Annotated in this window: 21 protein-coding genes and 3 pseudogenes; 6 read left to right on the top strand and 18 right to left on the bottom strand. The window is 47.2% G+C overall.

From position 1 onward, the window contains the following. Window position 1: 1 nt before the first annotated feature. A complete protein-coding gene (locus ACZ5R2_RS15010; protein ID WP_464900132.1) occupies window positions 2-1,843 on the bottom strand; it encodes a hypothetical protein in 1,842 nt (613 codons plus the stop codon). A gap of 268 nt (window positions 1,844-2,111) precedes the next feature. On the opposite strand from ACZ5R2_RS15010, the gene ACZ5R2_RS15015 reads away from it, so the two are divergent. After that, window positions 2,112-3,101, top strand: a complete 990-nt coding sequence (locus ACZ5R2_RS15015) for a phosphotransferase (RefSeq protein WP_464900133.1) — start codon at window positions 2,112-2,114, stop codon at window positions 3,099-3,101. Here the strand turns inward: ACZ5R2_RS15015 and ACZ5R2_RS15020 are convergent. The 4 genes and pseudogenes from ACZ5R2_RS15020 to ACZ5R2_RS15035 all read right to left on the bottom strand — a co-directional run bounded on the left by ACZ5R2_RS15020 (window position 3,086) and on the right by ACZ5R2_RS15035 (window position 6,405). Further along, window positions 3,086-3,589 carry a GNAT family N-acetyltransferase gene (locus ACZ5R2_RS15020; RefSeq protein WP_464900134.1) on the bottom strand — a complete coding sequence of 168 codons (504 nt, stop codon included), beginning with the start codon at window positions 3,587-3,589 and terminating at the stop codon, window positions 3,086-3,088. The two genes, ACZ5R2_RS15015 and ACZ5R2_RS15020, sit on opposite strands and share 16 nt — an antisense overlap. 52 nt (window positions 3,590-3,641) lie before the next feature. After that, on the bottom strand, window positions 3,642-4,583 hold the full coding sequence (locus tag ACZ5R2_RS15025) for an endonuclease/exonuclease/phosphatase family protein (RefSeq protein WP_464900135.1): 942 nt from the start codon (window positions 4,581-4,583) through the stop codon (window positions 3,642-3,644). Window positions 4,584-4,636: 53 nt separating this feature from the next. Beyond that, window positions 4,637-4,944: pseudogene (locus ACZ5R2_RS15030) on the bottom strand (transposase domain-containing protein); the annotation flags it as partial. Between the two features lie 123 nt (window positions 4,945-5,067). Further along, window positions 5,068-6,405, bottom strand: a complete 1,338-nt coding sequence (locus ACZ5R2_RS15035; RefSeq protein WP_464900136.1) for an MFS transporter — start codon at window positions 6,403-6,405, stop codon at window positions 5,068-5,070. Between the two features lie 368 nt (window positions 6,406-6,773). On the opposite strand from ACZ5R2_RS15035, the gene ACZ5R2_RS15040 reads away from it, so the two are divergent. Together ACZ5R2_RS15040 and ACZ5R2_RS15045 are read left to right on the top strand one after the other, a co-directional pair. Next, the gene (locus ACZ5R2_RS15040) at window positions 6,774-7,697 is read left to right on the top strand and encodes a dihydrodipicolinate synthase family protein (protein ID WP_464900137.1); all 924 of its coding nucleotides are present in this window, start codon (window positions 6,774-6,776) and stop codon (window positions 7,695-7,697) included. 183 nt (window positions 7,698-7,880) lie between these two features. Then, on the top strand, window positions 7,881-8,606 hold the full coding sequence (locus ACZ5R2_RS15045) for an IclR family transcriptional regulator (protein WP_464900138.1): 726 nt from the start codon (window positions 7,881-7,883) through the stop codon (window positions 8,604-8,606). 96 nt (window positions 8,607-8,702) lie between these two features. Here the strand turns inward: ACZ5R2_RS15045 and ACZ5R2_RS15050 are convergent. After that, window positions 8,703-9,233: pseudogene (locus ACZ5R2_RS15050) on the bottom strand (trypsin-like serine protease); the annotation flags it as partial. A gap of 443 nt (window positions 9,234-9,676) precedes the next feature. On the opposite strand from ACZ5R2_RS15050, the gene ACZ5R2_RS15055 reads away from it, so the two are divergent. Then, window positions 9,677-10,852 (top strand): mandelate racemase/muconate lactonizing enzyme family protein, encoded by a 1,176-nt coding sequence (locus tag ACZ5R2_RS15055; protein ID WP_464900139.1) that lies wholly within the window; start codon window positions 9,677-9,679, stop codon window positions 10,850-10,852. A gap of 55 nt (window positions 10,853-10,907) precedes the next feature. On the opposite strand, the pseudogene ACZ5R2_RS15060 reads toward ACZ5R2_RS15055, so the two are convergent. The 7 genes and pseudogenes from ACZ5R2_RS15060 to queA form a co-directional block, all read right to left on the bottom strand. Beyond that, window positions 10,908-11,552, bottom strand: a pseudogene (locus ACZ5R2_RS15060) (IS6 family transposase); the annotation flags it as partial. After that, window positions 11,553-11,696 (bottom strand): hypothetical protein, encoded by a 144-nt coding sequence (locus tag ACZ5R2_RS15065; protein ID WP_464900140.1) that lies wholly within the window; start codon window positions 11,694-11,696, stop codon window positions 11,553-11,555. A 127-nt stretch (window positions 11,697-11,823) separates the two neighbouring features. Next, window positions 11,824-12,771 (bottom strand): protein translocase subunit SecF, encoded by a 948-nt coding sequence (gene secF, locus ACZ5R2_RS15070; protein WP_464900141.1) that lies wholly within the window; start codon window positions 12,769-12,771, stop codon window positions 11,824-11,826. A 14-nt stretch (window positions 12,772-12,785) separates the two neighbouring features. Beyond that, window positions 12,786-14,642 (bottom strand): protein translocase subunit SecD, encoded by a 1,857-nt coding sequence (gene secD, locus ACZ5R2_RS15075; protein ID WP_438460241.1) that lies wholly within the window; start codon window positions 14,640-14,642, stop codon window positions 12,786-12,788. A gap of 21 nt (window positions 14,643-14,663) precedes the next feature. Next, window positions 14,664-14,993 (bottom strand): preprotein translocase subunit YajC, encoded by a 330-nt coding sequence (gene yajC, locus ACZ5R2_RS15080; protein ID WP_438460240.1) that lies wholly within the window; start codon window positions 14,991-14,993, stop codon window positions 14,664-14,666. A 104-nt stretch (window positions 14,994-15,097) separates the two neighbouring features. Beyond that, window positions 15,098-16,246, bottom strand: coding sequence for a tRNA guanosine(34) transglycosylase Tgt (tgt, locus tag ACZ5R2_RS15085; protein WP_464900142.1), 1,149 nt, complete (start codon window positions 16,244-16,246; stop codon window positions 15,098-15,100). A gap of 162 nt (window positions 16,247-16,408) precedes the next feature. Beyond that, on the bottom strand, window positions 16,409-17,461 hold the full coding sequence (queA, locus tag ACZ5R2_RS15090) for a tRNA preQ1(34) S-adenosylmethionine ribosyltransferase-isomerase QueA (RefSeq protein WP_464900143.1): 1,053 nt from the start codon (window positions 17,459-17,461) through the stop codon (window positions 16,409-16,411). A 284-nt stretch (window positions 17,462-17,745) separates the two neighbouring features. Between queA and ACZ5R2_RS15095 the strand changes: the two genes are divergently transcribed. Then, on the top strand, window positions 17,746-18,183 hold the full coding sequence (locus tag ACZ5R2_RS15095; protein ID WP_464900144.1) for a CBS domain-containing protein: 438 nt from the start codon (window positions 17,746-17,748) through the stop codon (window positions 18,181-18,183). A gap of 51 nt (window positions 18,184-18,234) precedes the next feature. Here ACZ5R2_RS15095 and ACZ5R2_RS15100 read toward each other — a convergent pair whose 3' ends face one another. From ACZ5R2_RS15100 to ACZ5R2_RS15115, 4 genes are read right to left on the bottom strand one after another with little or no spacing between them, the layout of a single operon-like run. After that, on the bottom strand, window positions 18,235-18,858 hold the full coding sequence (locus tag ACZ5R2_RS15100; protein ID WP_464900145.1) for a CDP-alcohol phosphatidyltransferase family protein: 624 nt from the start codon (window positions 18,856-18,858) through the stop codon (window positions 18,235-18,237). Further along, window positions 18,848-19,498 carry an ATP-binding cassette domain-containing protein gene (locus ACZ5R2_RS15105; protein ID WP_464900146.1) on the bottom strand — a complete coding sequence of 217 codons (651 nt, stop codon included), beginning with the start codon at window positions 19,496-19,498 and terminating at the stop codon, window positions 18,848-18,850. Before ACZ5R2_RS15105 ends, ACZ5R2_RS15100 begins: the two co-directional genes overlap by 11 nt. Then, window positions 19,464-21,176, bottom strand: a complete 1,713-nt coding sequence (locus ACZ5R2_RS15110; RefSeq protein ID WP_464900147.1) for an ABC transporter permease — start codon at window positions 21,174-21,176, stop codon at window positions 19,464-19,466. The genes ACZ5R2_RS15105 and ACZ5R2_RS15110 overlap by 35 nt, the downstream gene beginning before the upstream one ends. 9 nt (window positions 21,177-21,185) lie before the next feature. Further along, window positions 21,186-22,325: an ABC transporter substrate-binding protein gene (locus ACZ5R2_RS15115; protein ID WP_464902384.1), complete on the bottom strand. Its 1,140-nt coding sequence runs from the start codon at window positions 22,323-22,325 to the stop codon at window positions 21,186-21,188. A 334-nt stretch (window positions 22,326-22,659) separates the two neighbouring features. Here ACZ5R2_RS15115 and ACZ5R2_RS15120 point away from each other — a divergent pair, with 334 nt between their 5' ends. After that, the gene (locus ACZ5R2_RS15120; RefSeq protein WP_464919420.1) at window positions 22,660-22,791 is read left to right on the top strand and encodes a LuxR C-terminal-related transcriptional regulator; all 132 of its coding nucleotides are present in this window, start codon (window positions 22,660-22,662) and stop codon (window positions 22,789-22,791) included. A 78-nt stretch (window positions 22,792-22,869) separates the two neighbouring features. Here ACZ5R2_RS15120 and guaA read toward each other — a convergent pair whose 3' ends face one another. Further along, a complete protein-coding gene (gene guaA / locus ACZ5R2_RS15125; protein WP_464900149.1) occupies window positions 22,870-24,447 on the bottom strand; it encodes a glutamine-hydrolyzing GMP synthase in 1,578 nt (525 codons plus the stop codon). Window positions 24,448-24,504: the final 57 nt, after the last annotated feature.

The raw sequence follows: 24,504 nt of genomic DNA on the forward strand, positions 1-24,504 counted from the left end.
ATTAGTCGTCTAGACAGCTCAGGCGGTTATCATTGTCGTCATAACCACACCAAAGAACGTTGGTTAGGTTAGAGTTAGCAGCCTCTTTAATATCTCGCATCAGGTCTGCGTACACGGCTTTGATGAAGACTTCTTGTTCAAGGTCTGCATCGTACCCAACTGACATCAGCTTATACCAATCTGTGTGGTCATTGTTCAACGCATCATCATGTTTACAAATTGTATCGCCTTTAATCATAGAGAATACTTCGTTGTATGACGCACCGCCTGTTAGGTCGTACGTATCACACTCATAACTTGCCTCAATAATAAAATCATTGCGATCAATTGATGTGCTCGCGTTATAGAAAGCGTGTAGATCTAGGTATACCGTCTCGCCATCTTCTTCTAGTTTAAAGACACTGTTTTCATCCTCTAGGTGTGCTGCAACGTCCGCAAGTAATGCTTGGTCTTCCTCTGCAAGCTCAAGCAGTAGCGCAGTTTTAACCGCTTGAGTTAGCGCTTGTTTTGCAACCGTTAGGTACTTAGCGTCACGACGATGAGTAAACAATTGATCATCGTTAAAGTACTCTAACTGATGACTATCTACCCTGTAGTACTCAACATTAAAGTCCTGTGTTACTTCTTTCCAATTACCATCTTGGTCACGAATTACAACCTCAACATTGTTCAGTTGCGCTTCCAACGGTAGGTAGTATTCATCTGATGCAACGTCATAGCTTGCCAGCGTGCTAAGTACATTCGCCGCTGCCAATGCCGCTGTGCGGATTTCTAGCGACTCTGAGTAAGACAGTGATGCACCATCGTAATTAATGTCAAACGCAGGGCTTGGCAGCGCAAGAGCTAGCTTTTCGCTGGCGTTGATTAGACGTAGCGCCGCTTCGTGCAGTAGGTGGGCAACATCTTCAGTGGTGCCTTGAGGCTTAGTTACCATATCAACGGCTGCACTCTGGTCCAGCAACTGGGCTAGCATCTCAGTGTAGTCCGAGCCAGTTACCACAATACGCTGCGCAACCTCATCTTCATTAACCACTTCAGCAATCTCAAGCAGAGCACGCAGCGCTGCTTGGTGATGACCATTTGAGTTATCAGCGGTCTCTAGGTCACTGCGAATAGCATCCAGTTCGTGTTGGATATCGGTCACTGTCGTATCACCGGTAAGAATAGCCTGAAGGTGCGCTAGAACGCGCGCTACATTATCACTGTGGTACGTGCCTTCAATCTCATCTTTAATGTCATCTTCAGCTTCTGATGGTGGAGTAACGTCGATACGGCCTTCATCAATCTCGTCACCAATAACGATAGTTTCGTCATCGATAATGATTTCTACCTCACGCACTAGCTCTTCAAAAGCATCGTCATCTTCAACAAATAGGATCTCTTCATTGATTGTTTCACCTTGAACGCCTGACACATCAAGGTTATCCGTCTCTTCAGATACACTGCTGATCGTTTGCAAAAGCGCCGAAAGGTTGGCTGCAAAGCGCAGTGGATTATCAGAGCTCTTTAGCTTGCGTTGAGGTGCCTCATAACCAAGGGTAAGACCAGAAACCTCAGTATTTACAGCAGTGATTGGCAGCAGGTTGTGGCCAATTTTAAAGTCGTTTAAGTCAAATTGACAGATTGCGCCTTCTTCAACTTTAAACTGACCTTGTGTGTTGGTCGTGCCTTTATCACCTGAGTCACACTGGTAATTAACGCCGTACACTGGCACACCAATATCATTAAATACCGCATTAATCGGCTCACTTGGCTCGACATCATCTTTCTTGTCTGAAGAGCTATTACAGCCCGCTAGCCCTAGGCTTGTACCTACCAACAACGCGATTAGTTTTTTGTTCACTTTTTTTTCCTTTGGTTACTTCCATTAATTAATCACTATATATATTAAGCACTTAAGTTCACCAAAGAAATCGCATGCTATATTATTAACCAGAAAGTTTGTAATCGAATATGACAAACACACACATAGCCACACCCTTGCACTACATATGAGTAGTTTTACTTACAATTAACCCAAAACTGACACAAAATACGATAAGGCAGGTGGTATTCTTTTATTGCCGCTTTACCAAACTAAAATGACAGCTGAATTGCATAGAGAATGCCGAATGACTCGAGACTACCTACCCTATCTAACTCCCTTTGATATTCAATCAGTTAACCAAACTGAAGTGATACAAAGCCTCTGGAGTGGTTACGGTGAACTAGTACGTCTGCACACCACAGGAAACCAGATCAAGAGTGTCATAATTAAGCACGTTAAACTGCCTGATAAGCTCAACCATCCTCGGGGCTGGAATCACTCGCTTTCGCACCAACGCAAAGTGGCGTCTTACCATGTTGAGGCTTTTTGGTACCAGCATTACGGTCAAACTGCCGACCGTCGTTGCCTAACGCCAAAGTCATTGCGAACCTACAGTACTGAAGGCGAGTGGTTAATCGTTATGCAGGATCTCAGTACGCTTGGTTTTACTGAGGTTGTGAGTCAGGCAAATCAACAGCATCTTATGACGTGTCTCAAGTGGTTAGCAAACTTCCATGCGAAGCATATTGGACACTCGGGTGAGGGGCTTTGGCCATCAGGCACCTATTGGCACCTGCAAACTCGCCTAGACGAGCTCGCTACGCTAAGTGATCAGCGACTAAAACGATCAGCAAGTCAGCTAGACCAACGGCTTACAGATGCCAAGTATCAAACCCTAGTACACGGGGATGCCAAGCTGGCAAACTTTTGCTTTACGCCTGACGGCAAAAAAGCCGCCGCGATCGACTTTCAGTATGTGGGTCGAGGGTGCGCAATGAAAGATGTTGCGCTATTTATCAGCAGTGCCGTCGCACCAGAGCATTGCGCTGAGCAGGAGCAGCCGCTTCTCGACTGTTATTTCGCATGCTTAGGTGATGCCTTAGCTTACTATCAACCACAACTCTCACCGAGCGAGGTCGAGCAAGCCTGGCGACCACTATTTGCTATCGCGTGGGCCGACTTTCAGCGCTTTATTAAAGGCTGGAGCCCTGATCATTGGAAGATAAACCCTTATACCGAGTCGCTTACTCGGCAAGCCTTGCAGCAGTTAGAAGCGTATCAAGACGATAATTGACGCTTAATTCTCGCCATATAATAAGTACTTACATATTCACCATCACGAAAACATGAGCACTGCGCCTCGCCTTCGATTTCAAAGCCAAACTTTTGATAGCAGGCGATGGCGGCTTGGTTATCACTGTTGACTTCAATCTGCACACGCTTGATCTGCAGCCAGTTATCCGCTAAATCGAGTACCGTCTCGATTAACTTACTGGCCACGCCAAGGCGATGAAACTGGTCATGAACACCAATACCAAAGGTCGCGCAGTGGGCTGTGCGTGGGTTTTGCGAGTGCTCAAAGCCGATGTTGCCGACTACTCGACCATCAATTTCAGCCACGAAGGAGTACATTCCCGCGGGCATCGACTCAAGGCGCTGCTGCCACATCACCGGGGATGGATGCGGCAACTGCAGGGTTTGCCGCTGAGCCTGCGGCTGAGAGTAGATATCACACAGAGCCGCGGCATCTGAGGTTAGGCTTGGGCGAATAACAATTTCCATAATACAACTAAATTTCCTTATTTTTCTTTACCTTATACCTAAACAAGTGAGCTTAATCAATCGACAATGTCATGCATACTGAGGCGTGATCGGAGGCAAACTGGTCGTGGCTAAAATCCGGCGATACTAGATGCTGGTCATAAACGCTCACCATCTCAACTTGAGCCTGACGCAGCGCGCTATCAGGAACACACGCTTGTGAAACTAAGATATAGTCGATGATATTGCCTGTTTCACCATAGTAATGAGTTGCCGGGCGTGTCCCATCGAGCGTGCGCTGCAAAAGATAGCTATCGGCAAGGAGTCCACTCCTGGTTAAGCAGGCGAGCTCGGGTTGTGCCAAGTCCTGATTGAAATCCCCCATCACGACACAGGCTCGCGCAAATTGACTTTGCATATTTTGTACATAGTGAGTGAGTACTTGCGCTTCACTGCCACGTTGCATGGTTGACATCCAGCGCCCCATCTCCCTCGCTTGCTCAACCAATAGCGTAGGTTGGTCTTGATTGACCTCCAGCATCGCTCGCTTAGATTTGAGATGAACCACGATAACATCGAGTAGGCCAAGCTTGGGGGTTACTATCGTGCAGTGCAAAGGGACACGACTAAAACCAAAGCCCGGCGGCGTTGCGCTAATGCGGCCAGCACCAACGCATCGACGCTCAACAATCGGCAGACGGGAGGCAAGCGCCACCGGGGGGTGCGAGTAGACGTAATCCGACTCGATGATTGGCTGAGACAAGCAAGCAAAATAGGGGTAACCTAACCTGGCACACTGAGCCTTAAGCTCACTGGGGCTAAACACCTCTTGAAAGCCAATAATATCGGCGTTCAACAGACGGATATGCCCATCTAGCCAACGCTGTTTTGCCTGCCACTGCTGCTGGTCATAGATATTGTCAAACTGGTAATAGGCGTTCGGCGGCGCTAAGTAATTGAGCAAGTTCAGCGTGGCAATGCGCAAGGTGGTATCGCCACTAGCGGTATATTGCAAGGGAGCTCCTTGGGGCTAAAACCTTCCTTTAGCCTACAACAGATAGGCTACAAACCAAGTTTTTCTCTTCCTTTGATAATACTACTGGTTGCTAAAGGCGGTAGTTCTCCCTTTGCATCAGGGAAGGCAAGTTCTAGCTTGTCACAGACACCCTGAATAGAACGGTTTCTAAGTAGGCCGATGCCAAGCACTAGCCAGACGGCTTGATCAGCTGGGAACCTTCGCTTACGAACGGACGCTCTACCCGTTTGCTTGACGGCTTCTTCGACCTACTCAAGAGGGATATGTTTAGCAAAGGCATTAAGGTGATGGTTTGGCAGAACTCTACGGTGGCTTGTAACTCTTTAGAAAATTCACACATAAAAAATCGGCCTCAACACTGTTGAGACCGATTATGAGGCCAACTAAGGATCATTCAATCGCTTTAAACGATCAGCATTATCTCATAATGAGAGGGGTTAATGTGTGTTATACTGTTATTTGACTAGACTCTATCTGCAATACGTTCGACTTTACCAATAATGAAAATATAAGCGAGAGCACCTGCGATACTGAGTCCACAGATAAAGGCTAATGGGTAGAAAAAGCTGCTGCCGCTAGCTAGAAAACCGATAACCGTTGGAGTGATAACAGCAGTCATACCACCGACAAAGTTAAATACCCCGCCAGTTAAACCAATCAAGCGCTTGGGTGCCAGTGATGAAACCAGTGACCATGCAATGGAAGCCAAGCCAGTTGCAAAAAAGGCAATCGACATAAAGATAACGACATACATAGGCTCATGGAAAAACTCTGCGCCTATGATTGAGCTGGTGAGCAGCAATCCAGTAATGATTGGCACTTTACGAGAAATCGCTAGGCTAAAGCCTTTTCTGAGTAGGAAGTCTGAAGTAAATCCAGAGCAGAGTACACCGACAAAACCACACAAGAACGGTAGTGAAGCCATAAAGCCTGCTTTGATGAAGGACATACCATGGTATTCAACTAGATAGGTTGGGAACCAAGTAAGGAAGAAAATCGTCGCACTACCAATTGCAAATTGCCCAATACAAAGACCAATGATCTGACGGCGAGTACAGATATAACGAAGATCTTTCCAAAATGCGACAGAATCACCGTCCGCTTGCTCTTGTTGGCTGTCGCTCTTTTCAGCCAAATCAATCATAGCACCATTTTCTACTAGATAATCGAGCTCAGACTGAGAGATCCCCGGACACTCTTTTGGATCATTGTAGGTAGCGTACCAGTAAACTGCCCATAGAATGCCAACCAGACCAGTTGAGATAAAGACCATTTGCCAGCCATAGGTGGTGAGTACCCAGCTTAGCACTGGAGCAAGAAAAGCTAGGCCAACAAATTGGGCTGATGTGTATACGGCAATAGAAGAAGCACGTTCGTTCTCAGGAATCCAAGCTGTTACGATACGATTGTTGATGGGATAGCTTGGCGCTTCAAACATACCAACAATAAATCGCAGGGCGATAATCAGCAGGAAGTTGGAGACAAAGCCGATGGCAACCGTTGCGATTGACCAAGCGACAAGAATAACCGTTAAAAAGTACTTAGGTTTGAATCGGTCAACCAGCCAGCCTGCTGGGATCTGGAACATAGCATAGGATAGGCCCCAAGCAGAAAAGACTAGACCAATTTGTTCTGTCGTTAGCGAGAGATCCTGCATCATACCGGGTGCTGCAATTGATAAATTAGCTCGATCGAGATAATTGATGACTACAGTGACAAATAGTAGAAAGACGATAAAAAAGCGCTTTCTAGTTTTTGTCACTATATCTTTAGTTAAAGTTTGTGTCTGATTTGTTCCCATTATCTAGCTCCTTTGAATATGGAGAATACTTTATTAAATTAAGGATTAGCAAATACGTAGGGTATTAGCTTTAATTTTAATTTAGAGATTAATACCTGCTGCTTGTTTCATGACATTATGTATTCGCTGTTATGGAGTATATTTTTCTGGCCTATATTAGGTTGTGATCTTCCTATCATTATCACTATGAGAAACCATTGTTCCACATTATGGAACATTGCTTGATATTCGTAGAAGATAACACGTAAAGGTGTATTTTATAGTTAAATCCAGCATAGCAATGACTTTGTCACTCAGTCTGGATAAGTAGTGCTTTAACCCTATGAGCTCGAGTAGAAATTTAACATATACAATAAGTTGGTACATATATGAAAAAAATGTCTGGGATTATCGTTGCTATGACAACCCCTTTTAATAGCGAAAACAAGGTAGATATCAGTGCTCTGGCTCAAACGACAGATATGCTGGTCAATAAAGGTGTTGACTGCTTGTTTCCAGGTGGCACGACGAGTGAGATGCTTAGGCTGTCACTGGATGAAAGAAAGGTGGTTGCCGAGACAGTGATTGATACAGTAAATAAGCGTTTACCAGTCTTTATGCAGGTTGGTGCTACAACGACAGAAGAAACCATCTCACTGGCTCAGCATGCCTACGAAATCGGTGCTGACGGGATTGGATTGCTCACTCCTTACTTCTTTGCGACCACTGAAGAGGAGATGGTGACCTACTTTACCGATGTAGCTCAGTCACTACCGAATGACTTTCCAATTTATCTCTATAGTATTCCACAGTACTCAGCAAATATTATTTCAGTAGAAGTCATTAAACGAGTAATCAGCTGCTGCCCTAATGTGGTAGGTATTAAATTTAGCCTTGCAGATATGGATACAACATTAGATTATATTAATATCTCTGCTGATTTTTCTGTCGTTCATGGGTATGACAAAATGGCACTGGGACTATTGACCGCTGGCTGTGATGGTATTGTTTCTGGTTGTGCTTGCTCTATTCCAGAGCCACTAGTTAATGTTTATAATGCATATAAGAAAGGTGATTTGATACTTGCTGAAAAATGGCAAAAAGTGGCAACTGAACTTAGTGAAATACTTTTATCTGGTGCTAATTTAGCTTACTTTAAAGCAGCAAGTTATTTTGTCGGTCAATCTGGTGGTCATATGCGTAAGCCGTTACTCGATTTGACTATAGAAGAACGTGAATCTCTATTTAAACATTTAGCTAACCTCTGCCAGGCTGCAGGAATTGAAATAAATAATCAATTGGAAGGGGTATAATTTCAGCACTAGGTCATCCAAATTATATTAAAACCCCTTCTTAAAATATATTGATTGAGTCAGCTGCACTTAGTTTGTGACACGCAGCTCACAATCTACAAATGATGGTCAACCAAACTAGTAATCTTTGGTTGGCCGATGTATAGTCTGCGCCAGTATTCACTTAAGTTAAGAGAGCTTTCGATGGATAGTAGAAAAGGTAATCAATCTTTGGTTAAGGCTTTAGAGGTAGTTGATGCAATTGCTGATGGCAAGCGCAGTCTGACTGGTTTAAGCCAGTACCTTGGTATGCCTAAATCCACCATGCACCGTATTTTACATGGCCTAACTGAGGCTAGATATATTCGAGAGGTTAAGGGGATTGGCTATGTACTGGGCACCAGACTTATTCAGCTTGGTAACCATGCACAGCAATATATGCCACTCAAAGAGCTGGCTCGGCCTTACCTTCAACAGTTGTCTAAGGTGACTCATGATACCGTTCATTTAGGTATTCGTGATGAGGATGACGTTTTCTATCTCGATAAAATTTCTGGCCAACGACCGATAGAGGTTGCCTCAAGTATTGGAGAGCGGCGGGCGATGGTAAGTACTGGTATTGGTAAAGCATTAATGCTCGATCTGCCCAAAACAGAGTGGCAAAGACTAAACCGTTTGGAAACAAATCTTGATTTGCAAGATACCTTGAGCAGAATGGATAACTATTCACGTTTTGACTACAGCTTTGATCTGGAGGATAACGCAGAGCGACTTCACTGCGTAGCATCACCTATCAGGAATAAACATGGCAATATTATTGCCGCCATTTCTGTCGCAAGTAAAAAAACGTATATGCCGCGCAGTCGAATGGATGACTTAGCTCATGTGGTTCGTGATTGCGCCAAACAGATCTCTCAAGGATTAATGTAACCCTCATTTGGGGAGTGCTGAGAAGTCATAAACAGTTGGCCAAGTTACAATAAACTGATTGATTGAGTAGAACTTCAGTAGGAAGGCTTATGCGACTTAACAGTAAGTGGTTCGGCGCCTTAAGATAGCCAACCAGCCTAGAGCAATAAAGACCAGCCAAGAAATACTACCACCGCTGGAAGAAGAACCGCTGGAGGTTGGTGTACTAGTACTACTTGTTTGATCAATTGTCTCACTACTATTATCGCTGGCAAAGAGAATATAGTTTGGTGTCTCAGTACCTAAAAGGACACTATCAACCCAATCTCGATAGTCGGCAACCTTGGTAAAGACAGCAGTATCATCAGAGTATTCATTTTGGCATCCGGCCCAGCCGTAACTAGTCATACCGATTTGCACATACTGGCTATCCAATAAAGGGACCCCACCTGAATCACCTGCACAGACAGCATTGCGCATTCCGCTAGCGGCATTGTACACGCCACTCGTACAAGTTTGTGAACTACCTGCTCTGATCTCACAGTTCTCAGCAGCTTGATAAGTGAGGTCTGTTTGCAGTAAATCACCACTACTATTCTCTTCATTCACTCCGTAGCCGATAGTAAGAAAAGATTCCCCTTCTGTACGATAACTCTCTGCTTCTGTCTGTGCTCAACTTTAGGCGGTTTTGGTTCTAATCTGAATTACGTAACAAAGCCGTTACTGTTCCCTAGAATCACTCTGGTTCCCCACTAAATATTATTTACTTAGACCATGTTGTGGGTGAGTAAATAACTTACTGAAGACAAATAAACAACTTAATGCATAATTTCCTTCAGAGCTAACTATTTCGATCTATATCACATTACTAAAGTTATAAATGATTGTTCCATGATGTGGGAATATAGTTCTATAAATAGAGTGTGTGATCAATTCTTCAACTTGGTTAGCCAATATTAGGCATATTATATTTCCAACAAACACTAGGTGAGCTTAAATATAGCGATGATTGTTGGAAAAGTTAAACGTATAGCTAACTATGAATAATAATTTCTAGACCCGGTTTGTTCGGGCTTTGTTGAGGATATAACGTGAAAATTACTGATATCAAACCTTACATTGTTCAATGCGGCATTCGTGATTTCTTACTCGTTAAGGTTGAGACTGATAGCGGCACTTATGGTTGGGGTGAGTCAGGCTTCTCAAGCCGTGAACGCACAGTTGCTCAGATGGTTAAGCAACTCAAGCGGTTCCTTATTGGCCAAGATCCAATGAATTCTGAGCACATTTGGCAAGAATGCTATCGCTCTCACTACTTTGAAGGTGGCCGTGTAACCACTGGTGCAATTTCTGCAATTGACCTCGCTCTACATGATATTAAGGGTAAACACCTTAATGTTCCAGTATATCAGCTGCTTGGTGGTAAGGTACGTAACAAAGTTAAAGTATTCGGCACAGTTCCAAACAAAGACTCTCAAGAAGAAGCGCTTGAGCTCGCTGTTAAGTTTAAAGAAGCAGGCTGGGATTGCATTCGCTTTGTTGGCGAAGGTATCGACCATGCTATCCAGAAAGGTACTATGGTATGGGAACCACGTGAATCTATAGGTAAGACTGCTGAGCTAGTTATCAAGGCTCGTAAGGTTCTTGGCCATGATGTGATGATCGGTTTGGAGTACCATTCACGTCTGTCAGTGGCCGAAGCTGCTAACTTCTGCCAGAAGCTACCTTCAGGAACACTGGATTTTGTTGAAGAAATCATTCGTGACGAAACACCAGAGGCTTATGAGTCACTAAGAACGATGACTGACGTTCCATTCGCGATAGGTGAAGAGTTTTCTTCTAAGTGGCAGTTCTTACCTTACATCGAACGGGGTATTCAGCAGTTCAACCGATTGGATATCTGTAATGTAGGTGGCTTTACTGAAGCGAAGAAAATCGCTGGGTGGAGCGAGGCACATTATGTTGACTTATTGCTCCACAATCCATTAGGTCCAGTGTGTACAGCAGCTTCAATCCACCTAGCGGCGTCTACTCCAAACTTCTCGCACCTTGAGTGCAGTGCATCGCCACTTGACGATGGTGTTTACGGATATAAGAATGAAGAGCTATTCCCCGTTCAACCTAAACTGGTTGGCAATAGTTACGAAGTCTCTGAGTTGCCGGGCCTTGGTGTAGAAGTCAATGAAGAACTATTACAAAACTGTAAGATAGCAGATTGGGAAGCACCACATACTGTCCGAGAAGATGGCAGTGTGCAAAATTGGTAGCTGTATGATATGTCAGGGTCAGATCTTGTCTTTTGCCCTTTAGTAAGGGCCCTCTGAAGGCAGATCTCTCCCGTACTCGAATCTTCGGGTCTTCTTTACGCAACCATAGATAAAATTGTCCTTTGTTTAACATCTTCAGTGATTCATAGCCTTGAATCGTAGCCCAAGCTCGCCTTCGAAAACCGTTTCCTGCCTCGATTAGTTTCTTTATCGGTGCGTGATCTTACTCGATACCATTATTGAGATACTTTACCTGGCGATGAACAATATCCTTTCTTAGCTTGCCTTCTTTTTTAGCCTATCAATGGCACCTGCATAGGATGAATGTTTGTCCGTATTCAGCGTGTTTGGTTGTTGCTCCTCGCTGTAGCGTTGTAGACACCGCTTGAGGAATTGATAAGCCGCATATTTGTTACGCTTAGGAGATAGGAAAAAGTCGATCGTCTGACCTTGACTTAGGTTTCGTCTAACTGCCAAGAGGAGTCTTTGTTGATAAACTGATAGCGTCGGAAGACCCTGCGTAGTTTCGGCGAGTACTCAATAAACCAGCGATAGATAGTCGAGCGTTAACAGAAATGCCGAGCTCTTCAAGCATGGCGCTAAGATGCGCATAGCTCAAAGGCGTTGAGCCATACCAACGGATGGCCCACATGATGATCTCTGGGGCAAAATGTTTCCATTTGAAGTTGGGATTATCCACTCAACGCTTACGGACGGACGCTCTACCCGTTTGTTTGACGGCTTCTTCGACCCACTCAAGAGGGATATGTTTAGCAAAAGCATTAAGGTGATGCTCTTGGCAGAACTCTGCGGTGACTTGTAACTCTTTAGAAAATTCAGACATAAAAAATCGGCCTCAACACTGTTGAGACCGATTATGAGGCCAACTGAGGATCGTTCAATCACTTTAAACGATCAGCATTACTGCGTTTGGCAGCGGTTTTTCAATCATGTATCGAAAGACAACCCGCTTACGGCAGTTCGTCCAGCTCTTCGCCTTCCTTATCGATCTGTGGTGGCATAAGGTGTTCTTTTTGAATACCCAGTTTCAGCGATAGCGCCGATGCCACGTAGATAGATGAGTAAGTACCCACAGTGATACCCAGCAGCAATGCCAGAGCAAAGCCGTGGATCATCGCGCCGCCCAGTGTGAACAGCGAGATCACCACAAACATGGTGGTACCTGAGGTGATCAAGGTACGGCTCAAGGTTTGAGTAATTGAGCTGTTGATAACCTCAGCGGGCTCACCTTTACGCATCTTGCGGAAGTTCTCACGGATACGGTCAAACACAACGATGGTATCGTTGAGCGAGTAACCGACCACGGTCAGAAGTGCCGCAACGATGGTTAGGTCAACCTCAACCTCAAGCAATGAGAACACGCCCAAGGTAATGATCACGTCGTGCGCTAGGGCTAATACCGCACCAGCAGCAAGACGCCACTCAAAGCGGATCGACACATAGATCAAGATACAGATCAGTGACACCAGGATCGCAAGGCCACCGGCCTCAGTCAGCTCATCACCTACATTCGGGCCAACAAACTCGATACGACGCATCTCAACGTCTTCACCGGTGCCGGTCTCAATCGCAGTCAAGATTTGGTTACCCAACATCTCACCTGACATATCATCGCGAGGACGCAGGCGCACCATTACATCGCGCGTTGAGCCAAAGTTCTGCACGGTTGCATCGCCAAAGCCTTGTGCATCGAGCGCTTCACGGATCTCTTCCAAGTTAGCCGGCTGATCAAAGCCGACCTCAATCAGAGTACCACCAGTGAAATCCAGGCCCCAGTTAAGCCATTTGGTGGACAGCGTAGCAAACGCCGCACCAATCATTAACAGAGATAAGATGAAGGCCATCTTCGACCAACGCATAAAGTCGATGGTTTTATCTGCTTTTAGAATCTGAAACATACTAATTCCCAGCCTTAGATCGACAGTTTGCTGATACGCTTGCCGCCATACAGTAGGTTAACCACACAACGTGTGCCTACAATTGCGGTAAACATTGAGGTCAAGATACCAATCGACAGTGTCACGGCGAAGCCTTTGATCGCGCCTGTACCCACAGCGAACAAGATAATCGCAGTGATAAGCGTGGTGATGTTGGCATCGGCAATGGTACTGAACGCGTTGGCATAACCTTGGTGAATCGCTTGCTGAGGATTGCGTCCATCACGCAGCTCTTCACGGATACGCTCAAAGATCAGCACGTTAGCATCGACCGCCATACCGACTGTCAGAACGATACCGGCGATACCTGGCAGAGTCATGGTTGCCCCTGGGATCATCGACATCACGCCAATAATCAGTACTAGGTTCACCGCCAGCGCCGCGTTGGCAATCACACCAAACTTACGGTAGTAGAACAGGGTAAACAGCATTACCGCGACCATGCCCCAAATACACGCCTGAACACCCATGTCGATGTTCTGCTGACCCATAGATGGACCGATGGTGCGCTCTTCTACAATCGAGATTGGCGCAATCAGAGCACCTGCGCGCAGCAATAGCGCTAGGTTATGCGCTTCAGCGGCAGAGTCGATGCCCGTGATACGGAAGCTACGACCAAGAGCAGATTGAATCGTCGCTTGGTTGATCACCTCTTCGTGCTTGGTCAGGATGACCTTGCCTTCTGGTGTCTTACGACCACTGTCTTTGTACTCAGCGAATACCGTTGCCATCAGCTTACCGATGTTCTGGCGCGAGAACGCCGACATCTTGTTGCCACCTTCACTATCAAGCGAGATGTTTACTTGAGGACGACCGTACTCATCCACGCTTGAGCTCGCATCGGTGATGCTTGAGCCGCCAAGGATAACGCGTTTTTTGACTACAACAGGACGACCATCGCGATCTTGCTTCACCTCACTACCGGCAGGTACGCGCCCTGCAGCAGCGGCGGCTAAATCGGCCTGGTTATCGACTTCACGAAACTCTAGCGTTGCCGTTGCACCAAGGATTTCCTTCGCACGCGCCGTGTCTTGAACACCCGGCAGCTCAACCACGATACGGCTGGCACCTTGACGCTGAACTAGCGGCTCAGCAACACCCAGTTCGTTAACACGGTTACGCAAGATAGTGATGTTCTGCTCAACCGCATAGTTGCGGATCTCTTGCAGACGCGTCTCGTTAAACGTTGCCACCAAGGCAAAGCGACCATTTGAATCGGAATCGATAAAGGTCATGTCTGGGTGGTTAGACTCAAGAACGCGCTTAGCATCAGCCAGTTGTTCGCCATCACGCAGCAAGACCTCAACCGCATCTTTGCCTTGTGGGCGAATCGCGCGGTAGCGAATACGCTCATCACGCAGCTCTGTGCGGAACGCTTCTTCTTGTTGTGAGATAAGACGAGCCATTGCTGCATCCATATCCACTTCCATCAGGAAGTGCACACCACCGCGCAGGTCAAGACCCAGCTTCATCGGTGCAGCGCCAATTGCTTCAAGCCAATTTGGCGTCGCTGGTGCAAGGTTTAACGCAACAATATTATCGCTACCCATTGCTTGTGCGACGACATCACGCGCGCTGAGCTGGGTATCGGTATCATTGAATCGAACCAGAATGGATCCATTTTCTAAAGCAATGGATTTATGAGAGAGTTGCTCTTCTTCAAGAGCACGAGTGACAGCATCCAGCGTTGACATATCTACAGAGGCACCACGTGCCCCTGTAACTTGAATAGCCGGATCTTCACCGTAAATATTAGGAAGTGCGTACAAGGCCGCAATAGCGATGGTGAAGACCACCATCAAGTACTTCCATAATGGATAACGGTTTAGCACAGCGAGGATCCTTATGCTGTTTTATAGAGACTTGATGGTGCCTTTAGGTAGCACAGCAGTCACGAAATCTTTCTTGATCACAACTTCGTTGTTAGCGTTTAGCTCAAGCGCGATGTAATCGTTGTCTTCAGCGATTTTAGTGATTTTACCCACTAGGCCACCGCTGGTTAGTACCTCGTCGCCTTTGCCCATCGATGCCATAAGGTTCTTGTGCTCTTTCACGCGCTTAGACTGTGGGCGGTAGATCATGAAGTAGAAGATAACCGCAAACATACCTAGCATGATTAGCATTTCGAAACCGCCGCCTGCTGGTGCGCCTTCTGCTGCTGCGTGAGCTTGAGAAATAAACATAAACTGTCCTCGTTATTTTTTTGTAGATAATCCAATCACATTGGGTAACGCCACCTTATTTTCAAGTCACAGCGTGGTCAAAAACAAGGTGGCGTCACAAAATCTTATGAATTTTTCGCTTCTAGCTTACCAAGAGAAGGCACCTCTTGGTTGCGACGAGCGTAAAACTCTTCAACAAACTGGTCGAAACGATCTTCTTCAATCGCGCGACGAATGCTCTCCATCAGGCGCTGATAGTGGCGCAGGTTGTGGATGGTATTCAGGCGCGCACCCAAGATCTCGTTACAACGGTCTAGGTGATGCAAGTAAGACTTTGAGTAGTTCTTACAGGTGTAGCAATCACACTCTGGATCCAGTGGTGTCGTGTCGGTCTTGTGCTTCGCATTACGGATCTTGATCACACCGCCAGTGACAAACAAGTGACCATTGCGTGCATTACGCGTTGGCATTACGCAGTCAAACATATCGATGCCGCGGCGTACACCCTCAACCAAGTCTTCTGGTTTGCCCACACCCATTAGGTAGCGCGGCTTATCCTCTGGAAGCTGCGGAGTCGTATGCTCAAGCACGCGGTGCATCTCTTCTTTTGGCTCACCGACAGCAAGACCACCAACCGCATAACCGTCAAAACCAATCTCAGTTAAGCCTTTTACCGATACATCACGCAAGTCTTCGTAAATACTGCCCTGAACAATACCAAATAGGTTGTTCGGGTTGTCTAGTTTATCGAAGTGGTCGCGCGAGCGCTGTGCCCAGCGCAACGACATCTCCATCGATTTTTTCGCTTCATCGTGCGTCGCTGGGTATGGCGTACACTCATCGAAGATCATCACGATATCCGAGCCAAGGTCTTTTTGGATCTCCATCGACTTCTCAGCGTCCATGAAAATCTTGTCACCGTTTACCGGGTTACGAAAGTGCACACCCTCTTCGGTGATCTTGCGCATCGCACCTAGGCTGAAGACCTGAAAGCCGCCTGAATCAGTCAGGATAGGTCCTTGCCAGTTCATAAAGTCGTGCAGGTCACCGTGCATCTTCATGATCTCTTGACCAGGGCGCAGCCATAGGTGGAAAGTGTTACCTAGCAGGATCTCTGCACCGGTCTCTTTCACTTCCTCTGGCGTCATGCCTTTTACCGTACCGTAGGTACCGACTGGCATAAAGGCTGGGGTTTGCACTGTGCCACGCTCAAAGGTCAATTGACCACGGCGAGCATGACCGTTGGTTTTCTTAAGTTCGTACTTTAACTTCACGAATCCTCCAATTGTCAGAGAAACAGTCTGACGGTTAAATTAGGCCAAAGCCTGCTAAGGAGCGGTCGCTTTCCATGCGAAGTAACTGGCTCTAGCCCTTACCCTAGCCTACTGCTAGCACTCGTAAACTGTGCGCAAGATTACGCGCTAATTATGACAGTTCTATTTGGTCTTTTTCTCAATGAACATAGAATCGCCATAACTAAAGAAGCGGTACTGATTATCCACCGCGTGCTGATATGCCTGCATGGTGTTCTCGTAACCGGCAAAGGCACTCACCAGCATGATCAACGTCGACTCTGGCAAGTGGAAATTGGTGATCAAGCAATCGATCAATTGGAACTGATAGCCGGGGTAGATAAAGATCTCGGTATCGCCAAAGAAAGGCACCAGCTCTGTACCTTTTTTTAGTGCATCTTGGGCGGCGCTTTCAAGTGAACGCACTGAGGTGGTACCTACCGCAATCACGCGACCACCACGCGCCTTAGTGGCTTTGATTGCATCCACCACCTCTTGCGTCACTTCAACATACTCAGCATGCATATGGTGCTCAAGCACGTTATCGACCTTGACCGGCTGAAAGGTACCAGCGCCAACGTGCAGCGTCACGTAGGCAAGCTCAGCACCTTTGGCTTTAATCTTGTCCAGTAGCACCTCATCAAAGTGCAGACCCGCGGTTGGTGCAGCCACTGCGCCTGGCTTGGTGTTGTAAACAGTTTGATAGCGCTCTTTATCTGAGTCTTCATCAGGACGGTCGATATAAGGCGGCAGCGGCATATGACCGACTTGCTCTAGAATCTCAAGCACGGTTTTATCGGATTGAAACTCAAGCTCAAACAGAGCGTCGTGACGCGCAACCATCAATGCTTGATACTCATCGCCTTCGCCAAGCAGAATCGTTGAGCCGGGTTTTGGTGATTTTGAGCAACGCACATGGGCAAGGATACGCTTGTCATCGAGCATGCGCTCCACCAGCACCTCAAGCTTACCGCCAGAGGCCTTGCGACCAAACATACGCGCCGGGATCACTCGAGTGTTATTGAACACAATCAAGTCGCCCTCGCGCACCTGCTCGAGTACATCGATAAAGCTTCCATCGGTCAACTCACCACTGTTCCCGTTCAGCTGTAGCAAACGACTGGCCGTGCGCTGTGGGTTGGGATAGCGAGCAATCAGCTCATCTGGGAGTTCAAAGTGAAAGTCAGATACTTGCATGGGAAAATCTTCTACCGTTGGGTTAATCGTCAAGCGGGTTTGTCGCAGCAGCGCAGTATACAACAAGCGATGGGGGATATCACCCTCTTAGCTTGCGCTAAGTCGAGTTAAAATGCCGCACTGTCAGGGCATGTCGAGAGGGTTAATTCAACGCCTAGATCGCGCCAATTTACCTAGCTAGCCGCAAGTTGATACAAATCATCTTCGACGCTGTAAAAAACGAACTAGCTCTCAGTTCTTGGCATTTAAACTGACTATATTTAAAGAAAAACAAGGAGACCGGTATGATAAAGGTTGAAGATATGATGACGCGAAGTCCGCATACCCTGCTGCGTTCGCACTCTTTGTCTGATGCGCGCGATATGATGAGCGCCCTAGATATCCGCCATATTCCCATCGTGGATACCGACCGCAGCCTGCTCGGTATTGTCACCCAACGCGACGTCCTTGCCGCGCAAGAATCCAGCCTACTCAATGGCTCTACGCAACTCTCTTACACCGCAGAGACGCCTTTAAGAGAGATCATGCACACCAAGTTGATGACAGTTACGCCGCAGGCTGGGCTAAAGGAAAGTGCCAAATACATGCAAAAGCATAAAGTTGGCTGCCTTCCTGTGGTCGAGAACAATCAGTTAATCGGCATCATTACCGATAGTGACTTTGTCGCCATCGCGATTAACCTGTTAGAGCTACAGGAAGACACTGAACTGGATCAGCTTTGACCGTGAGTCAGGTAAAGGCCCTCATTATCATTCCATCGAGAGCCTTTACTTTCATGACGGCTCAGAGGGCTCGGTGAGCGTGTGAAAGCCCGAATAGATGCGAGTGAATGTGGTGAAAAAGCACAGCATTGCAAACACGTAGGCGATATACGCAAAATATTGTGGCAGTAAACACATCAACACAAAGCAAGCGATGGTCTCCGTTCCTTCCGTCAACCCCGCCATGTAGTAGAGTGACTTCTGTTTGTATACTGGATTGCTGATCCCGCGCTTGCCTGCCATTACGGCAAAAGCGAGAAAGCTTGAGCCTGTGCCCATAAAAGAAAAGATCAACAGAGCGCCTGCCACGGCGTTCGCTTCCGGGTTGGCCAGAACAAAACCGAACGGAACCATAGAGTAAAAAATGAAGTCAAGGCTGATATCGAGGAAGCCGCCAGCATCCGAAATCCCCTGCCTTCTGGCTAACGCCCCGTCCAAACCATCAAAAACCCGATTCACCATAATAAAAACTAGCCCGGCCAGATAGAGCTCGAAGGCCAGCAAAGGCAGGGCGACACAGCCTAAAATAAAACCGCTGATCGTGACTTGATTGGCTTTAAACCCGATCTTATCCAGCACCGTGGCAAGCTGATCCAAAGGCCAGCGTATGACTTTGATACTTAAGCTATCCAGCATAATTTTCTACCCAAGGCCAGTTCAACATACGACTCCCTGCAGGAACGTCCTGTTCATCATGTGTGACCATCACGGTCGGAATATTTGCCTGTGCAAGTTGTTCGAATACCCAGTCCCGGAACTGCTCACGCAACATTTTGTCCAGTTTACTGAAAGGCTCATCAAGCAGCACCACCTTAGGTTTGGCCAGTAGCATTCGGGTCAAACTGATACGCGCTCGCTGTCCACCGGAGACTTGCTCTGGAAAGGAGTCTGCCAGTTTGAGTAGAGAAATATTTTCCAGAGCTTGCATGGCTTGCTGCTTACGCTCTTCCCCTTTCACGTTATCAGGAATGGCAAATGCCAAGTTCTCCCAGATAGTTAGGTGAGGGAACAGCAGGTCATCTTGAAATAAGATCCCGACCCGGCGCTGATGAGCACTGAGCTTATCCAACACCACATCGTCAAGCAGTACTTGGCCTTGATACTCAAATTCATCCGAGAGGTGGCCAGCGATGACATCAAGTAGCGTCGATTTCCCACAGCCACTTGGGCCCATTAAAGACAAGACTTCACCAGGTTTGACCTGCAAATCTAATCCGGTAAAGAGTGCCTCACCTTCCTTTTTAAGAATGGTGAGATTTTTTAGACACAGACTCATTAATTATTGAACCTTTGAACATTTTAAACTTAATTCGCCACCGAGTTGCTCGACTCAGGGTAATGGCGAAAACAAAAAACAGCAGTGGCAACAGAGCCTGCCAAAGCGCGTAGATCGCCGTGACGCGTCGATCAAAGCCACTCGATAAAGCCACCGCCTCGGTGGTCAGGGTGCTGATGCGCCCCGCCCCCAGCATCAAGGTTGGAAGATATTGGGCCAAGCTGACACTGATCCCAACCGCCCATGCAAACGCAATCGCCGAAAACAATTGCGGCACCTTAATGGCAACGAATGTCCTTAAGGGGGATTTACCCAAACTCAGTGCTACGCGAGTAAAGCTCGGATTATAGGCCCGCCATGGACCGTCAAGCGCAAGGTAGATAAATGGAAAGGCAAAAAACATATGCGCCCAGCAGACCCACAACCAATAATGGTCGCCTCCGACGAATAAGGTCATCATCTGAAAACCAAATAAGATTGAGAGCTGAGGGATCAGCATTGGCACCGCGATCAGATACCCCGGCACTTGCCAGCGATACTTAATTCGATACTCGTGAGCGATAATGGCAAACAGCAGTGCCACACTGGCAGAGATGAGTGCCAAAGTCAGGCTTTGCTCAACGGTCGAGACAATACCTGACCACTCATGCTGCCAAAATCTTAAGCTGTATCGTGTCGGTAAAAAATCAGGAAAGCGCCATCGCTGGGCAACACTCCAAATAACAGTAACAGGAATGATCAGACTACTGATCGCCACCATGGTAACAATCAGGCTAACGCCGGGCAGTTTCAGCCCTGACCGCCCTGAGGTTTGCCATTGACGTAAGCCTTTAGTAAGTACCCATTCTATCGCGCGAACCATGGCTATCATGACGCCCGCCAGCAAAAACAACACACAGGCCCCTGCGGACGCTCGAGGCAGTAAGGTCAGTTCGGGATCATTGAACCACTGCCAAACCAAAACGGAAAACGTGGGCGGATTGGTGGGTCCCAATATCAGTGCGACATCAACCACCGACAACCCATACGCCAAGACGGCCAAGATTGGAAAGCGCATTTTGACCAGCCACTGGCTAAACATGCACTTCCACCAAAACTGATGGTGTTGATAACCCAGTGATTGGCACACCTTGTCCGACTTTTCCGTATTAAGCTGTTTTAAGACCGGAATGCTCATTAGCAGCAAAAATGGCACTTCCTTGAGAGTCAGCATGACAATTAGACCCAAACCGTAAGGGTCTTGAACTAGGGTGGCAAAGCCCTGCTCACCAGCTCCCGTCAGGTCAATACCAAACAGCTGGAAAAAGGCTCTTACCCCCAAGCCGGTAGGTGCAAATAGAAAGGCAAAACCGATGGCATACGCCACATGAGGCATCGACATCAAGGGGGATAAACACCACTCAACACGTCGCCATCCCCTTCTGCCCCACAAGCGTTGAAGGATGCAGAAGGTCGCTAAACAAGTCAGTATCGTACTGAACAGGGAGGTCGTGAATGACAGTAACAGTGACTTGCCTACCCCGTGCCACGCCAACACTTGAGAAAAGCCATTCAGCGAAAACGTCTCCATACCCAAAACTGGTATAAAGCTTAATGACGCTATGACCACACCCAAAAAACCAGGCAACGTGGGAAGCATGCAAATCGCTACCACAAAAAAATATAACAGTCTTAACATGGTGTTCGGTTATCGGCCGTAGCGTTTAAACCACTCCTGCTCAATCGCAGATTGCCAGCTAGGGTGTGGCTCCGCTATCGCTTGATAGTAGCGAGTGTTGGCCGCACTGCCCGTTAAGTGTTTTACATCTAAAACCGAGGGATCGCCCCAGATATTCAGGTCACCCTTGCGCGATTGTGCCTCCGGGCTCAATAAGAAGTTGATCGCCAACAGTGCCCCTTCTCTTGCGGTCGCGTTCCAAGGAATGGCAAGAAAATGGATGTTAGACAAGGCCCCAGATTCAAAAGCAAACACTTGGGTTGTTTCAGCTAACTGGCCCGATGCTTGTGCCGAATACACCGCATTAGGGTTGAAGGTAATTGCAAAGTCTAGCTGGCCATCATCGAGCAAACGAATCGTCTCTGAAGTTCCTGCGGGAAACTGACGACCGCTGCGCCAGGCAACTTGGTGGAATTCATCAAGGTACTGCCACATTGGACTCGTTACCTGGTCAAATACAGCCTGATTGACCTCTTGATAGAGCGCGGGGTGATGGTTAGAAAGCTCAATCAGTAATGCCTTTAGAAAGCTCGTACCATGAAACTCCGGTGGTTTAGGGTAACTGAGGCGGTTTGGAAATACCTTGGCATAACTAAGCAGCTCGCTAAACGATTGCGGAGGGTTATTCAGCTCATCTTGATCATGAATAAACACCAACTGACCTACTCCCCACGGAGCCTCAAGCCCTTCGGTTGGCTCGGAGAAATCAACGTCAATTGGCAGAGTTTTATCTACATACTGCCAGTTTGGCAACTGCTCAGTGAAAGGGCCAAACAATAGCTGGTTGTCTTTCATTGATTTGAAGTTTTCACCGTTGATCCACACGAGATCAACGCTGCCACCAGTGTTTTTTCCTACCGCCTTTTCTGCAATCAAGCGTGGGGTCGTCTCAGCAATATCCGTGACTTTGACATGATGCAACTGCACGCCGTAACGTGAACTCAGCTCTTTACCTGCCCATTGTATATAGCGATTGATCTCTTGGCTTCCACCCCAGGCATGAAAATAGACAGTTTGTCCTTGAGCCTTCTCGGTGATTTGTTGCCATTGCTGCTCTGCTGCGTTGACACTTAAAGACAGTGCTGCCACAAGAGTCAATATCTGGTTCATTTTATTCATCAGTTTGACATTCCATTTCATTACCTGTCGCCCAACCCATTTAAGCGTTGATCGAGTGTAACAAAATTTCTTCAATAGTTTGTAAAACAAAAACAGAAGGGAGAATCCGGACACAAAACACCCTTCCTTTCAAAGGGTTGGGTAGATTGTAATGATACTTGCCATTAAAAGGGATGGTTGTTTTGTATACTAAGATTTTGCCTTTCCGGACACAATGCACCCAGAACGTCACTACTTAGCCAAGACTTCGATACCAATGCCCTTATTCTTGGCAATCTACTTTGGAGTTAATGGCATACCAAAAAAGCCAAGCCAGCCGCAACCTATGACTGACCAGCTGTGCCTGTCACTCCGAACGATTGAAGTACACCGCTCAAATATTCTAGACAAGCTTGCGCTCACTACCCTCGCTGAACTGATGTTGAAATACTGCGATATCATCAGAAATGGTACTTAGACTTGAGACGAAAAAAGCCCCGAACACCGTATATAAAGTACTCGGGGCTTTTTAGATTCAGTCACTAAGTGGCGGGGATTATTCCCACTCGATAGTCGCTGGTGGCTTACCTGAGATATCGTAAACCACGCGTGAGATGCCATCGATCTCGTTGATGATGCGGTTCGATACCTTACCTAGGAAGTCATATGGTAGGTGTGCCCAGTGTGCAGTCATGAAGTCAATCGTCTCAACCGCGCGCAGTGAGACTACCCAGTCGTACTTGCGGCCATCGCCCATTACGCCAACAGAGCGTACTGGTAGGAATACCGTAAACGCCTGAGAAACCTTGTGGTATAGGTCCGCTGCGTGTAACTCTTCAATAAAGATAGCGTCGGCGCGGCGTAGCAGGTCACAGTACTCTTTCTTGATCTCACCAAGAACGCGTACACCAAGACCAGGACCCGGGAAAGGGTGACGGTAAAGCATGTTGTATGGTAGACCAAGCTCTAGACCAATCTTGCGTACTTCATCTTTAAACAGCTCACGTAGAGGCTCAACCAGACCCATCTCCATATCGTCAGGCAGACCGCCAACGTTATGGTGAGATTTGATCACGTGCGCCTTACCCGTCTTTGACGCTGCTGACTCGATAACGTCGGGGTAGATAGTGCCTTGAGCTAGCCATTTAGCGTTCTCAAGCTTCTTCGACTCCTCATCGAATACATCAACAAACACGTGACCGATGGTTTTACGCTTGTCTTCTGGATCAGATTTGCCTTCTAGAGCGTTTAGGAAGCGCTCTTCTGCGTCAACCTTGATGATGTTCAGACCGAAGTGGTCACCAAACATCTCCATTACCTGCTCGCCTTCATTCAGGCGCAGTAGGCCGTTGTCAACGAACACACACGTCAGCTTGTCGCCGATCGCGCGGTGCACTAGCATCGCTACCACAGATGAATCAACACCACCTGATAGACCTAGGATCACTTCATCATCGCCCACTTGCTCTTTGATGCGAGCGATCGCATCATCGATGATCGACTGAGAAGTCCATAGCTTTTCACAGCCACACACGTTAAGAACAAAGTTCTCAAGCATGCGAGTACCTTGGCGAGTGTGCGTCACCTCTGGGTGGAACTGCACGCCGTAGTACTTCTTCTCTTCGTTGGCCATTGCCGCGTAAGGACAGGTGTCTGTTTGGGCAATCTTGGTGAAGTCAGATGGGATCTCAACCACTTTGTCACCGTGGCTCATCCATACGTCGAGTAGTGCTTTGCCGTCTTCCGCAATCGCATCTTCAATGTTGCTAAACAGTGATGACTCGTGAACCACTTTGACTTGTGCGTAGCCAAACTCGCGCTCGTCAGAGCCTGCTACTTTACCGCCTAGCTGCTCAGCCATGGTTTGCATGCCGTAGCAGATACCCAGTACAGGAACACCTGAATCAAACACGTATTGTGGTGCGCGTGGCGAGTTGTCTTCGGTTACGCTTTCAGGGCCACCAGAAAGGATGATACCGTCTGGATTGAATTCACGAATATCCGCTTCTTCTACGTCCCAGCTCCATAGTTCACAGTAAACACCGATTTCGCGAACGCGGCGGGCTACGAGCTGAGTGTATTGCGATCCGAAGTCTAGGATCAGGATACGCTGGTCATGAATATTTTTTGTCATATTGGGCAGTCTTTTTAAGCTGGGTTAAGAAAACGAGGCGAGTTTACTCGCCCCGCT

This window comes from Vibrio sabulosilitoris, from assembly GCF_055391395.1.

Bases quoted from the DNA above. Each gene is read 5' to 3' on its own strand.
- ACZ5R2_RS15015 (WP_464900133.1), top strand. From the start codon at position 2,112: ATGACTCGAGACTACCTACCCTATCTAACTCCCTTTGATATTCAATCA.
- ACZ5R2_RS15020 (WP_464900134.1), bottom strand. From the start codon at position 3,589: ATGGAAATTGTTATTCGCCCAAGCCTAACCTCAGATGCCGCGGCTCTG.
- ACZ5R2_RS15035 (WP_464900136.1), bottom strand. From the start codon at position 6,405: ATGGGAACAAATCAGACACAAACTTTAACTAAAGATATAGTGACAAAA.
- ACZ5R2_RS15040 (WP_464900137.1), top strand. From the start codon at position 6,774: ATGAAAAAAATGTCTGGGATTATCGTTGCTATGACAACCCCTTTTAAT.
- ACZ5R2_RS15045 (WP_464900138.1), top strand. From the start codon at position 7,881: ATGGATAGTAGAAAAGGTAATCAATCTTTGGTTAAGGCTTTAGAGGTA.
- ACZ5R2_RS15065 (WP_464900140.1), bottom strand. From the start codon at position 11,696: ATGTCTGAATTTTCTAAAGAGTTACAAGTCACCGCAGAGTTCTGCCAA.
- secF (WP_464900141.1), bottom strand. From the start codon at position 12,771: ATGTTTCAGATTCTAAAAGCAGATAAAACCATCGACTTTATGCGTTGG.
- yajC (WP_438460240.1), bottom strand. From the start codon at position 14,993: ATGTTTATTTCTCAAGCTCACGCAGCAGCAGAAGGCGCACCAGCAGGC.
- queA (WP_464900143.1), bottom strand. From the start codon at position 17,461: ATGCAAGTATCTGACTTTCACTTTGAACTCCCAGATGAGCTGATTGCT.
- ACZ5R2_RS15095 (WP_464900144.1), top strand. From the start codon at position 17,746: ATGATAAAGGTTGAAGATATGATGACGCGAAGTCCGCATACCCTGCTG.
- ACZ5R2_RS15100 (WP_464900145.1), bottom strand. From the start codon at position 18,858: ATGCTGGATAGCTTAAGTATCAAAGTCATACGCTGGCCTTTGGATCAG.
- ACZ5R2_RS15105 (WP_464900146.1), bottom strand. From the start codon at position 19,498: ATGAGTCTGTGTCTAAAAAATCTCACCATTCTTAAAAAGGAAGGTGAG.
- ACZ5R2_RS15110 (WP_464900147.1), bottom strand. From the start codon at position 21,176: ATGTTAAGACTGTTATATTTTTTTGTGGTAGCGATTTGCATGCTTCCC.
- ACZ5R2_RS15115 (WP_464902384.1), bottom strand. From the start codon at position 22,325: ATGAACCAGATATTGACTCTTGTGGCAGCACTGTCTTTAAGTGTCAAC.
- ACZ5R2_RS15120 (WP_464919420.1), top strand. From the start codon at position 22,660: ATGACTGACCAGCTGTGCCTGTCACTCCGAACGATTGAAGTACACCGC.
- guaA (WP_464900149.1), bottom strand. From the start codon at position 24,447: ATGACAAAAAATATTCATGACCAGCGTATCCTGATCCTAGACTTCGGA.